Below are 12,633 nucleotides of genomic sequence, written 5' to 3'. Positions count from 1 at the left end.
ATGATGAATCAGTTGCCAGCTTTTCGTACCGTTGAGGAAAGTGGGATTCGATGTGAAGTTTATATGGACGCTTTTAATAAGCGTGTACGACTGGATCATTATGTGGGGGATCCCTATCTCGTCATCCAAGCGACAGAAGAGCTTGCCAAACAGGCGAATAGTGAAAAAATAATCATTAAAGGGAAATTTGAAGACTACAAAATATTTTTAGAAAAGGGATATCGGAATGAAGCGATCATAGATGGATATTTCTTAGGATCGGATGGGTATTTTTTTTGTAAATACCTTGTTCCCGACCGAGCTTTTTCCTCTCATCTCCAAGTGGAAGAAGATATCATCGCTTCTGTCCAACAATTAAAAAGGTCTTCACAAGTAATTATGCCACCAGCCGATTATAAGATTATGAAAGTGGGTGAGAAGGAAGCGGAAATGCTTTCGGATTTGTATCGAGAGGTTTTTCAAATTTATCCCACACCCCTGCATGATCCTGAATATGTGAAAAAGACCATGAAAGAAGGAACCATCTACTATGCCTTTATGTATCATCACGAATTGATTAGTGCCGCATCTGCTGAAGTGAATAATATGTTTCGTAACGCAGAATTAACGGATTGTGCGACGAAGAAGGAACACCGTAAATTTGGATTAATGAAGATCCTTTTGAAAAAGCTTGAAGAAGACTTATTTCAACAACAAATCTATTGTTCGTACTCTATTGCAAGGTCGCTTTCCTTTGGCATGAATGCCGTTCTCCACCAATTAGGCTATCAATATCGAGGACGGTTAGTGAACAATTGTTATATTTTTGATAAGCTCGAAGACATGAATGTTTGGGTGAAAAATTTATCCACTTACCAAGCTGCCGAAAATTAATATAAAGTGACAGTTTTTCGGCACTTAGGCATATATATGCTTTAGGTGGGTGATGAGGATGTTTGAAACAAGCAGTATATCCATTGAAGTCGTGACGGAAATCTTAAAGGGCGTTGATGAGGGGATTCATGTTGTGGATCTAAATGGCAAGACGATTTTTTATAACGAAGTGGCTGCCCAACACGATGGATTAACGGCGGGAGAAGTAATAGGGAAGCCTTTATTGGAAGTGTTTCCATCGTTAACGGAAGAGACGAGCACGTTATTAAGAGTACTGAAGTCTAGAAAAGAGATTGTGAATGTGGCTCAATCTTATTCTAATATTCATGGAAAAAGGATTGAAACGATTAATTCAACCATTCCTATTTGTGTACATGGCGATTTTTTTGGCGCGATGGAAATTGCGAAGGATTATTCCAGTATTAAAAGATTGTCTGAACAATTATTGGATTTACAAAAAGAAAAACAAAAGATAAATCCTAAGAAAAAAAGCAATAGCGCCGTTAAGTATACATTGGATGATTTACTTACAGAAAATAATGAGTTTCTTCAAATAAAACGAGAAGCTTATAAGCTAGCAAAATCGCAATCATCGATATTAGTTTATGGCGAAAGTGGAACGGGGAAGGAATTATTTGTTCAAGGGATACACGACGCCTCTGTTCGAAGAAATGCCCCATTTATTGTTCAAAATTGCGCTGCCATTCCAGAAACTTTACTCGAGAGCATTCTCTTTGGTACTGCAAAAGGGAGTTATACAGGAGCCGTTGACCGACCTGGATTGTTTGAGCTTGCGGATGGAGGGACATTGTTTTTAGATGAGCTTCATGCCATGCCGATTGACTTACAAGCTAAGTTATTACGTGTTCTTGAAGATGGAATGATTCGGCGTATTGGCTCTTCGAAAAGTGTACAGGTAGACGTTCGGGTGATCGCTGCAATGAATGTTCATCCGAGAAAAGCACTAGAAGAAAAGCTGATACGAACGGATATATTTTACCGGTTAAATGTATTAACGTTTGAGCTATTGCCGCTCCGAAAAAGACCAGAAGACATTAAATTTTTATCAATAAAATTTCTTGATCATTATAATGGGGTTCTCCATAAAAATATACAAGGTGTGTCTACTGAAGTGATGAACATTTTTCAATCCTACGATTGGCCAGGGAATGTTCGGGAACTCAAGCATACCATCGAATATATGATGAATGTTTGTGAAGAAACCAGTTTGGGTATGGAACATCTACCTGCCATGCTGAAAGGAAATACCTCTACTTCTAGGAAAGTGATCAAAGGTTATTCTCTAAAGGGACAAATCGAGGAGTTTGAAAAAAATATGATTTGTGAAGCTCTCGAGCAAACGAGTGGAAACATCAAGCAAGCTGCAAAACTGCTGCAAATTCCAAGACAAACCCTTCAATACAAAATCCAAAAGTATGAGCTGCAAGGTGCCGAGTAATCGGCACCTTTTTGTATGTAAAAGTGCATTATTCTCTGCTCTTTCGTTAGTTTTAATCTTGGCACAAAACTTGCATAGTTTATATAAAGCATGTTTGGGAGGAATGAAGAATGAAACATTCATTATATAAACCAGATCGTCATTGGTCTTCGATAGAGCTATGGAAGGATGTTACGGAGGAACAGTGGAATGATTGGATTTGGCAACTGACAAATACAATTCGAACATTGGATGATTTACGAAAAGTTATAAACCTAACCCATGAAGAAGAAGAAGGAGTTAAAATCTCAACAAAAACCATTCCACTGAATATTACACCATATTATGCATCGTTAATGAATCCAGATGATACAAGATGTCCGATTAGAATGCAGTCAGTGCCTATTTCACAAGAGATAGTTAAAACAAGATACGATTTAGAGGATCCTCTCCACGAAGATGAAGATTCCCCAACGCCAGGATTAACACACCGTTATCCAGATCGAGTGTTATTCCTCGTAACAAATCAATGTTCCATGTATTGTCGCTACTGTACGAGACGACGCTTTTCCGGTCAAATCGGGATGGGAGTTCCTAAAAAGCAATTAGACGGTGCAATCAGTTATATAAGAAATACCCCTCAAATAAGAGATGTTCTTATTTCTGGTGGAGATGGACTTTTAATCAATGATAATGTTCTTGAATATATCTTAAAGAACTTAAGAGAGATCGATCACGTTGAAATCATAAGAATAGGTACTAGAGCACCAGTAGTATTTCCTCAGCGAATCACAGAAAATCTGTGTAATATTTTAAAAAAGTACCACCCAGTTTGGTTAAATACTCATTTTAATACGTCAATTGAAATTACAGAGGAATCTAAAAAGGCTTGCGAAATGCTAGCGAACGCAGGAGTACCAGTCGGAAATCAATCGGTGATTCTTGCAGGAATTAACGATTCTGTCCCAATCATGAAAAAACTCATGCATGATTTAGTAAAGATAAGAGTTCGCCCCTATTATATTTACCAATGTGACCTTTCAGAAGGCATCGGCCATTTCCGAGCACCTGTTTCAAAAGGGTTAGAAATCATTGAAGGATTACGCGGTCACACATCTGGATATGCCGTCCCTACCTTCGTGGTCGACGCACCAGGTGGTGGAGGAAAAATTGCCCTGCAACCTAATTATCTTATTTCACAAAGTGCCGATAAAGTTGTGTTGAGAAATTTTGAAGGGGTCATCACAACCTATCCTGAACCGCAAAATTATGTGGCTGGCCGAGCAGATGACTATTTTAAACAGATTTACTCTGACTATGAAGAGAAGAAGTCTTTGGTTGGAATCGCTGGGTTAATGAATGATGTGAAGCCTAATCTAGTTCCAGAAGGGTTAAATCGCTTAGAGCGTAGAAAGGAATATGAGACCAATCCTGATCATAGTTCATTAAAAGATAAGCGTGAAAAACGTGATCAGTTGAAAGAGAAAAAATTTCAAGCACAAATCTCCAAGGGGAAAGAAAGTGTACAAAAGGAGGAGTTGTAAATGCCATGTTGCCACTGGTGTGATTCTAGCCTTATTACAAAAAAACATCATACTGTATACTGGGAATTGCCTGACGGAACAAATGCCATTTCAATAGAAGAGACTCCTTCCATTTATTGCTCAAACTGTGAAATGATTTATCAAGAAGATGAGATCGTGAAAGAGATTGAGGATCAATTGTTTTTAATTGATACGAAAAAACTTGCCAAACAGGTAACTTACCAAGATTTAATGAATCAGCCACGCTTATTAAAAAGAAATTACTTTGACTTTACAAGTTAAGACACAAAAACACTTGCCTTTTCCAAAATACCTATAGTAAGGTTACATGGAAACCATTTGTGAAAGGCGTGTCCTAAATTTTGAGAAAATCGTTCTATCACTTCTTAATGAAATATAGGCATCCAGCACCAAAGGATGCCATTAGTCGATTTGCAAATGATGCCTACTTAGATCATAGCTTTCCAAAGACATCAACTGACTACACTGAATTATCCTCCTATTTGGAGTTAAATGGCCCTTACTTAGAGAGCATGGCTATATTTGATGATGCATGGGAATTATATGTGAATGATTAGGTCATACACACATTAGAATAAAAACGGTTGACAACGTCTCTTCTATGAAGAGACGTTTTTTTATTGCTTGCATATACTATTGTAATCAGTAACTACGACAAACATTTGAGGTGAACCATTGACATGAGTGACAGAAAAAAACCAAAGTATAAAATCGGTGATACTGTCGTGGTCACCATGTATGGTACGGTGGGCAAAGTAACAAATCTAAAGTGGCTTGATGGTATGTATGTATATGAAATAAATAAGAGTGAAGGATTATACATGGAATCAAGTCTCCAAATGCTTTCCGATTATGAAGGTGATCCGATCGAAAGAGAAGAGATTGATATAGAATACAAGTTTTTTATTGGTGATCTTGTCCAAGTGAAAGGTTATGGCGCGGATTTGTTTAAGGTGATTGGTTTTCGTACAGAAATCTGGCGTTATAAGGAGGATGCATGGGAGGACGTTATTTATGAGCTCTCACGTATCAGTGATGGGGAATGGCTAGAAGCAAATGAAGATGAGTTGACGCTAATTGCCGATGCCGATAGCGCAGATACGTTTATTCAAAAGCTTGGACTTCTATATTCACTAGATAAGAAGAAAAAGACTCTTAAACTTCCTGAACCAAAAAATGTCTATAGAAAAGCTGAAAGAGAAATATTAAATGAAAAAAAACAATCAAGTGAAATGATTGATGCCTTATTAGACTTGTATAATGATTATCGTATCTTATATGAAATGTTTCATGATGAAGAGTATGTAAAAGTCATGAAGTTAGTTTTAAAAAAACTTCAGCAGTTAAAAACGAACGATGGAAAAAGCAATGTGTAATTAATTTAAATAAGAGAATATGAAATAAATAAAAAGCGGAATTCCTGTCCAAATCGCTCCTTGAAAAAAGAAAGATGTAATCTTTTCAAATGAATTCATTAGTGCACTTTCTTCACTATTTATATCCTCGCTAAATGATTGAAACAGCTTTGAAAAGGTTGTCATAAAAAATCCTCCTAAAATCTTTGTTTGTATTTCATCTTTATGCTTGTCCAACTAAAAACATTCCAAACATATGAAAAGAAAAAATTTGAACAAAGGTGCTGTATTTTTAAGGGAATTAGCATGAAAAGGCTTTATGCATCATACATTTTGAACAAAAGGGGGGCGAGTCAATGAAGGAGATTGAGGTATTCATCGACACAGATGAAATAGCAGAGTTTTTCTTTCAAGAGCTGATGAAAAGGGGCTATGTACCCTCAGAAGGCGAAGTAGAAGAACTCGCTGATATTACTTTCGAATACTTAATCGAAAAATGCATTATAGATGAAGAAATCGAAGATGAATAGCTTATGAAAATCATTGTAAACCCCAATAGAAAGGACGAAGCGTTCAATTAGCTTCGTCCTTTCATTATGATTCAGTAATATGGTCGAGGGCATTATACAAAAGATAATGACGCAAAGCGACTGCCGTTAAATCATAGGTGGTCACCTCAGGAAGTTCATTGAAAAACGATAGAACATCTATGTTTTTTTGCTGAAACCAGTCAACTTTTTTCGTATACTGATGGGTCACATCTTCCCAAACACTTTCAAGGGCTGGGCTAAATAGCTTTTCATGGTCATTCTCCACTTTCGAAAACATAAAGTCCCAGTAGTCGCTTCTAGAACCGCTATGAGGATAATGGTGAGCAAACCTAATGGTTTCTGATATATAGGGTTCTTCGAATAAAATTTGATAAAGCTCCTTCCCGAGCTCAATCCGCTTTTTCACCTGTTCAAATTCCCTGACCGTTTTTCCACTAAGGCGATACCGGTATTTTTTTGAGACTTTGTACGGAATAAAGATCGTGGTAAATCCAAGATTTTCTTGTAATTTGTAAGGCAGCTCTTGAAGTAGAGAGGTTGAATGGTATATTCCTTTTATTACTCGTTCTTCTAACATATATTGCTCATTAACAATCATGGCTACAGTTATTCCATTTGAATTCTTTTTTAAATAAAATTCGTTCCAAAAGGGTTGCATAAATGATGATACATGAAACGCGGACAAAAGATGGAAAAGCGGTTTTCCTATTCTCTTGCTGAATTCATAAAGAAGCAATTGTGGAAAGGCATCTTGAAAAATGAATGCATTTGATCGTTCAAGGAATAGAAAGTATCGCTTTATTTGAGAATCAGACAAAAAGTCCTTTAAATAAGAGCTCATTAAGTCGGTCATGAAATAACCTCCATTACGGGACACGATATGCGCCAGGAAGGACCAATGAACCTCTTGATTTCTGATGAAGAACTCATAATATGCTTGGGTTCGCGTGATGTTATTTCTGTTATACGCATGAGTTTCTTTTGTAATATGAGCGACGATGTTTTTTTCTTTTTGATCTGTATAAAGAATTGGAGAAGGGGAAAACATGTTTAATTGTTCGCTAAACATAGATATTTCCTTTAAACTATAAATCTCTTTACGTTTTATCGATGGAAGTGCCCACTGGGAAATCTTCTCTTGAAGAAGACCCAAAAAAGGAATAAAAGAAAAATTCATTTTTTGCCACCTTTCTATGAAACCTTCCATCTGAAATCACGTATATATTTATATCAACCATTAGGAGGACTGAATGATGTTAAAAAAAATCCTGAAGTCAATATTGGGAAGTTCTCATCATCGAAAGTATAGTTCAAGTGATTATTACAAGCGTCGGAATATGCATAAACATAGCCATTACGGTCATGCACATTACAAACGAAAGCATAAAAGCAGCTTTTTTAGCTCGAAAAGCTTTTTTAGCAGTTAATAATCATATATGAAAAAAGGTAATAAAACATGATGATTTTAAAGCCTATTGTTTTGGCTTTCTCTTCACTAGTGGATAAGGAATTAACTCCGGGAGAGAAAATGAATGAGCGATATATAATTGATAAATTTTTAGGCATGGGCAGCTATGGCCATAGTTATCTCGTTTACGATTCCTACTTAGAAAAGAAAGTTGTTTTAAAGCTAGTTCGATTTCATAAAAGGATTACAAAAAAGGGAATACAAATTCATCAGTATGAAATTGAAATCCTGAAAAGCTTACAGCATTCCTCTTTTCCTACTGTTTTTGATGAAGGGATGTGGGGAAGGATTCCTTTTTTTACAATGGAGTTTATTCACGGGAAAACATTTGAGCAGCTTATCTTTACCGAAGGACAGAGGTTTACCGAAGAAGAGTCTTTGTTATATGGATTAAAGCTTCTTGAACGAATAGAGTACCTTCATCAAAGAGGGATCGTCCATAGAGACTTAAGAATTCCAAATCTAATGCTTGAGGGCGAGGACTTAAAAGTAATTGATTTTGGATTGGCGAAATGGTTATCACATACTGACAATAAAAAGAGGGATTTAAAAAGCGAGATATCTCCTCAGGCTGATTACTTTCAGCTAGGCCACTTTCTCCTGTTTTTACTATATTCGAATTATGAAACAACTGGTAGTGAAAAGGAACGACCATGGGACGAAGAGTTATCATTATCAACAGAGACCAATCAATTAATCAAAAGATTACTTCAAGTTGAAAAGCCTTTTGAAACGATAAATGAACTCAAAGCTTGTTTTTTATTTGCAGTGAATAAAGGGAGGAATAAACATGTCACTTTTTAATAAAGTGTTTGCAAGTATTGGGATTGGATCGGCAACAGTAGATACGAAGCTTGAAAAAGATGTCTTCGTTCCAGGTGAGGAAGTAAGAGGAATTGTACAGATAAAAGGTGGAAAGATTGATCAGCACATTGACGATATTTATCTGAATCTACATACCAACTATATAAAAGAGTCAGATGATAAAAAGCATATTGTCAAAGGTGATATTGAGAGATTCCGCTTAATTCAAGCAATTACAATTGGTGCAAACGAGACAAAAGAAATACCTTTTGTAATAAGGGTGCCGTTTGACACTCCAATCAGTATTGGACGAACAAAAGTATGGGTAGAAACGGGATTAGACATTAAAAATGCTGTTGACCCTTCAGATAAAGATTATATTAATGTAGTTCCTAATCAGTTAATGAAAGGTGTATTAGATACAGTTGCTGAACTAGGTTTTCGATTGAGAGAGGCAGATTGTGAGGAGCTTCCATACCGCAAAAGAAGACGATTACCCTTCGCACAGGAATTTGAATTTGTTGCAGTTTCGGGATCCTTTAGAGGCAAACTAGATGAGCTTGAAGTGATATTTTTTCCGCAGTCAGATGAGCAAATGGATCTTGCTTTGCAAATAGACCGGAAAGCAAGAGGATTAGGTGGGTTTTTAGCAGAAGCTCTTGAAATGGATGAAACAAATATTTCTTTGAGTATCCATAGTAAAGACCTTCCTATTCTAAAATCAAAGCTCGAGTCCCTAATTAGACAATATTCTTAACTTTATTAACACACTTTTTTTTGTCAAAGAGGTATCTCGACAAAAAAAGTGTTTTTTTGATGAAGGATTCGACAGTGCTAAAGTCTAATCAAAAGGGGAGTGGATAATAAAGGGGGGCTTGAGGTTGTTAAAGGAACGGAGCAGGTTATTAAAAAAAACGTATGAAGTAATGATCTTTCAAACACCCAAATTCAGGCAGACGAAAGGGTATAAACAAGTATATCGTATGAATGTAACGGGAAGTTCCCATCTGCAAGTTTTAGAAGACGTATTTCGTATATTCAATGTAAAAGACAGCATTCCAAATGATTATCAAGGTCGATATATGGGTACAGGTGATATTATTTATATTGACGAGGGGAGACAGGGTACTACTTACTATCAACTTCAGCCAGGTGGTTGGAATAAAATAAGTCGAATTCACGTACTTTAACAAAGCTGTGGAGACACCCTCCGCAGTTTTTTATTTTCACAGGAATTATGGTATAGTTTTATTTGGTGAATTATTATATCTGTAAACTAAAACGGGAGTGAAAATCAGATGAGTGTACATATCGGCGCGAAAGAAAATGAAATAGCGGAAACAGTTCTTCTTCCAGGAGATCCTTTACGAGCAAAATATATCGCAGAAACCTTTTTAGAAGGTGCTACTTGTTATAATGAAGTTAGAGGAATGCTAGGATTTACAGGAACATATAAAGGGAAACGAGTATCTGTACAAGGAACAGGTATGGGTGTTCCATCAATTTCTATTTACATAAACGAATTAATGAATAGTTATAATGTTCAAAACCTCATTCGAGTAGGTACATGTGGGGCAATTCAGAAGGATGTTAAAGTAAGAGACGTAATTTTAGCAATGAGTGCTTCAACAGATTCCCAAATGAATCGACTAACCTTTGGTGGTGTTGACTACGCTCCTACTGCGAACTTTGATTTATTAAAGCGTGCATACGATGTAGGTGTGGAGAAAGGTTTGAACTTAAAGGTAGGAAACGTATTTACTGCGGACATGTTCTATAACGATAACAGTGAACTTGAAAAATGGGCAAAATACCAAATTCTAGCAATTGAAATGGAAACAGCTGCTTTGTATACTTTAGCTGCTAAATTTGATCGTAATGCTTTATCTGTTCTAACGGTAAGCGATCATATTCTTACTGGGGAAGAAACGACAGCGGAAGAAAGACAAACTACTTTTAATGACATGATTGTTGTTGCATTGGATGCGGCGATTCAATAAATAATGAAGCAGCTTCTAAAATTAGAAGCTGCTTTTTCTATTCTCTTTTATTCAAAAAGGATGCTGCATTTTTTTATTGATGATAAAATAGAAATATTGTATTAGAAAATGAAGATAGGTGGAAATAATGCGTAAATATTTATTATCGATTGCAGGGATTACCCTCTTATTGTCCGGGTGCGATTTTAGTAAAATCCCATACTTAAATAACAATCAGAAGGAAGAAACAACACAGACGGACGAACAGAAGGATAACGAACCTATCGTTGACCAGGAAAATAACGGTCAAAATGATTCAACTGAAGGTGCTGCAGGAGATTCTACTCAAGATCAGGATAGTCTACCTGAAGGACCAACTCTAGAGGCCATTTTTTTTAACGATGTGAAAGAAGTTGATGGAAAACAAGTGATTCAAAACCCACTGAATGTACTTGCTCTTGTAAATAAAATGTTTGCTTTGCCAGAGAGTTATAATCCTACTGATCTTGTGAAGCCGAATGTTTCATTTTCCTTCGGAGATCAAACAATAGAAAAAAGCTTAATGAGGCAAGAGGCGGCAGTTGCACTAGAGAATATGTTTGCCGAAGCCAAAACAAGTGGAATCGAACTATATGCTGTATCTGGATATCGGTCATACGAAAGACAACGAATAATATTTGATGCAGAAGTAAAGAAGAGTGGAGAAGAAAAGGCAATGCAAGTGGTTGCCGTACCCGGAAATAGTGAGCACCAAAGTGGACTTGCTATGGATATATCAGCAAAAAGTGCAAATTTAAGTTTAACTGAGAGTTTCGGTGAGACAAATGAAGGGAAATGGTTGGCAGCAAATGCACATAAGTACGGGTTTATTCTGCGATATCCAAAGGGAAAAGAAACCATTACAGGATATCAATACGAGCCTTGGCATTTTCGGTATGTAGGTGTCGACGCTGCACAAACCATCTTCGAAAAAAATATTACGCTTGAAGAGTACTTTGATATCGTTGAAAAAATATAATAAACAACTTTAATATAGTAAAATCTTTGTTAAAACAAATGCAAAGATGTTATTCTAAACAGTAAGAACAAGCCTATGGAATGAAAGTGGTGAAGCATTTGGAAAATGAACAACGACCTGAAGAACAACAATCAGGTTCTGGTAAATCAGCCTATATACAAATAAAGAAATTTCATTTCGTTATGTTGTTGTTTTTAGTGGTATTTTTAGCAGCTGGTATTACTACATTTGCTCTTGCATTTGGGGATGAAAAGGTAGTAACCGCTGGCACGGAGAGAAAAGAATTTGAGAAGCTATACAATGCTTTTGATACAATCCAAGATAATTACTTTAAAGAAGTCGATGAAAAAAAATTAGTGAATGGGGCAATTGATGGAATGCTCCAATCACTAGATGATCCTTATTCTGACTATATGAATGAAGAAGAAGCTTCAAGCTTCCATGAGAGTATATCTTCTTCATTTGAAGGGATAGGGGCTGAAATTCAGGAGAAGGATGGCTATATTATCATCGTGTCTCCTTTAAAGGGATCACCTGCTGAAAAGGCTGGTTTAAAGCCGAACGATAAAGTAGTATCTGTAGATGGAAAAAACATTCAAGGAATGGGATCCACAGAGGCAGTATTACTCATTCGTGGAGAAAAAGGGACAACTGTTAAGCTAGTCGTACAACGCCCTGGTGTGTCAGAACCTCTAAACTTTTCAATTGTAAGAGATACAATTCCGATTGAAACAGTCTATGGTGAGATGGTAACTGATACGATTGCGAAAGTTCAAATTACGACTTTTTCCGAGAATACCTCAACGGAGTTAATTACGATCTTAAATGATCTGCAATCTAAAGGAATGAAAGGTCTAATTCTAGATTTAAGGCAAAATCCAGGGGGGCTTTTAAACCAAGCGGTTGCTATTTCGAGCTTGTTTGTCCCAGAAGGAAAAGTGCTGTTTAAGGTTGAGGACCGGGATGGGAATATTGAAGAGGTTAAATCAGAGCAAAAGGAAAACCCAGATATCCCATTAGTTGTGATTATTGATAAAGGAAGTGCTTCCGCTTCGGAAATACTGGCAGGAGCGGTGAGTGAATCAGCAGATGTCCCATTGGTTGGAGAGAAATCCTTTGGTAAAGGGACGGTACAAAGAGCTCAAGATTTTTCTGATGGTTCGAATATGAAGTATACGACAGAAAAATGGTTAACCCCAGAAGGAAATTGGATTCATGAAAAAGGAATTGTTCCTGATTTTGAAGTAGCAATGCCAGAATACGCAAATATAGCTTATGTAGATCCAGAGCAGGAGTTAAAACTTTCGGTTGCTTCCACTCAGGTAAAGGCTGCCCAGCAAATGTTAAAGGCTCTTGGTATTGACTCAGGTCGAGAAGATGGATACTTTGATGAAGCCACTCAAAAAGCTGTTATTGAATTCCAGAAACAGCAAAATATTGAACAAACGGGTATTCTAAAAGGGGAGTCAACCATTTTATTAATGGAGAAATTAAGAGATCTTATTAAAGAAAATGACCCACAGCTTCAAAAAGCAGTAGAACTTCTTCAACAAGAAGTAAAGTAATTAGTTAGAGCTTTCCC

Annotated in this window: 15 protein-coding genes; 13 read left to right on the top strand and 2 right to left on the bottom strand. The window is 36.7% G+C overall.

What is annotated here, in order from left to right; all coding sequences use genetic code 11:
* The first annotated feature begins 3 nt into the window (after positions 1-3).
* The 6 genes from ablB to yodN all read left to right on the top strand — a co-directional run bounded on the left by ablB (position 4) and on the right by yodN (position 5,252).
* Positions 4-873, top strand: coding sequence for a putative beta-lysine N-acetyltransferase (gene ablB / locus ACFFHF_RS22475; RefSeq protein ID WP_377059152.1), 870 nt, complete (start codon positions 4-6; stop codon positions 871-873).
* 58 nt (positions 874-931) lie between these two features.
* The gene (locus ACFFHF_RS22470) at positions 932-2,332 is read left to right on the top strand and encodes a sigma-54 interaction domain-containing protein (protein ID WP_377059114.1); all 1,401 of its coding nucleotides are present in this window, start codon (positions 932-934) and stop codon (positions 2,330-2,332) included.
* Positions 2,333-2,442: 110 nt separating this feature from the next.
* On the top strand, positions 2,443-3,855 hold the full coding sequence (kamA, locus tag ACFFHF_RS22465; RefSeq protein ID WP_377059113.1) for a lysine 2,3-aminomutase: 1,413 nt from the start codon (positions 2,443-2,445) through the stop codon (positions 3,853-3,855).
* Complete coding sequence (locus ACFFHF_RS22460) at positions 3,856-4,137, top strand: YokU family protein (RefSeq protein ID WP_160549050.1); 282 nt, start codon at positions 3,856-3,858, stop codon at positions 4,135-4,137.
* Positions 4,138-4,217: 80 nt separating this feature from the next.
* The gene (locus ACFFHF_RS22455) at positions 4,218-4,433 is read left to right on the top strand and encodes a YozE family protein (RefSeq protein WP_377059112.1); all 216 of its coding nucleotides are present in this window, start codon (positions 4,218-4,220) and stop codon (positions 4,431-4,433) included.
* Positions 4,434-4,556: 123 nt separating this feature from the next.
* Positions 4,557-5,252, top strand: a complete 696-nt coding sequence (yodN, locus tag ACFFHF_RS22450) for a germination protein YodN (RefSeq protein WP_377059111.1) — start codon at positions 4,557-4,559, stop codon at positions 5,250-5,252.
* Here yodN and ACFFHF_RS22445 read toward each other — a convergent pair whose 3' ends face one another.
* Positions 5,253-5,417 carry a hypothetical protein gene (locus tag ACFFHF_RS22445; RefSeq protein ID WP_377059110.1) on the bottom strand — a complete coding sequence of 55 codons (165 nt, stop codon included), beginning with the start codon at positions 5,415-5,417 and terminating at the stop codon, positions 5,253-5,255. It abuts the gene before it with no gap.
* A gap of 170 nt (positions 5,418-5,587) precedes the next feature.
* Here ACFFHF_RS22445 and ACFFHF_RS22440 point away from each other — a divergent pair, with 170 nt between their 5' ends.
* On the top strand, positions 5,588-5,761 hold the full coding sequence (locus ACFFHF_RS22440) for a YozD family protein (protein WP_084361903.1): 174 nt from the start codon (positions 5,588-5,590) through the stop codon (positions 5,759-5,761).
* A gap of 64 nt (positions 5,762-5,825) precedes the next feature.
* Here the strand turns inward: ACFFHF_RS22440 and ACFFHF_RS22435 are convergent, their stop codons facing one another.
* Positions 5,826-6,959, bottom strand: a complete 1,134-nt coding sequence (locus tag ACFFHF_RS22435; protein ID WP_377059109.1) for a DUF2515 family protein — start codon at positions 6,957-6,959, stop codon at positions 5,826-5,828.
* Between the two features lie 279 nt (positions 6,960-7,238).
* Here ACFFHF_RS22435 and ACFFHF_RS22430 point away from each other — a divergent pair, with 279 nt between their 5' ends.
* From ACFFHF_RS22430 to ACFFHF_RS22405, 6 genes are all read left to right on the top strand, one after another.
* Positions 7,239-8,054, top strand: a complete 816-nt coding sequence (locus tag ACFFHF_RS22430) for a serine/threonine protein kinase (protein ID WP_377059108.1) — start codon at positions 7,239-7,241, stop codon at positions 8,052-8,054.
* The gene (locus tag ACFFHF_RS22425; protein ID WP_377059107.1) at positions 8,041-8,811 is read left to right on the top strand and encodes a sporulation protein; all 771 of its coding nucleotides are present in this window, start codon (positions 8,041-8,043) and stop codon (positions 8,809-8,811) included. Before ACFFHF_RS22430 ends, ACFFHF_RS22425 begins: the two co-directional genes overlap by 14 nt.
* A gap of 124 nt (positions 8,812-8,935) precedes the next feature.
* Positions 8,936-9,244, top strand: coding sequence for a YodL domain-containing protein (locus tag ACFFHF_RS22420; protein ID WP_377059106.1), 309 nt, complete (start codon positions 8,936-8,938; stop codon positions 9,242-9,244).
* Between the two features lie 108 nt (positions 9,245-9,352).
* Positions 9,353-10,054 carry a purine-nucleoside phosphorylase gene (gene deoD / locus ACFFHF_RS22415; protein ID WP_160549058.1) on the top strand — a complete coding sequence of 234 codons (702 nt, stop codon included), beginning with the start codon at positions 9,353-9,355 and terminating at the stop codon, positions 10,052-10,054.
* A gap of 127 nt (positions 10,055-10,181) precedes the next feature.
* Complete coding sequence (locus ACFFHF_RS22410; RefSeq protein WP_160549059.1) at positions 10,182-11,051, top strand: M15 family metallopeptidase; 870 nt, start codon at positions 10,182-10,184, stop codon at positions 11,049-11,051.
* An 80-nt stretch (positions 11,052-11,131) separates the two neighbouring features.
* Positions 11,132-12,616, top strand: coding sequence for a lmo1851 family serine protease (locus ACFFHF_RS22405; protein WP_160549060.1), 1,485 nt, complete (start codon positions 11,132-11,134; stop codon positions 12,614-12,616).
* Positions 12,617-12,633: the final 17 nt, after the last annotated feature.

The organism is Robertmurraya beringensis (assembly GCF_042433785.1).
GTDB lineage: Bacteria > Bacillota > Bacilli > Bacillales > Cytobacillaceae > Robertmurraya_A > Robertmurraya_A beringensis.
The sequence above is the reverse complement of the archived record's forward strand: the minus strand, read 5'-3'. Positions and strand labels throughout refer to the sequence as shown.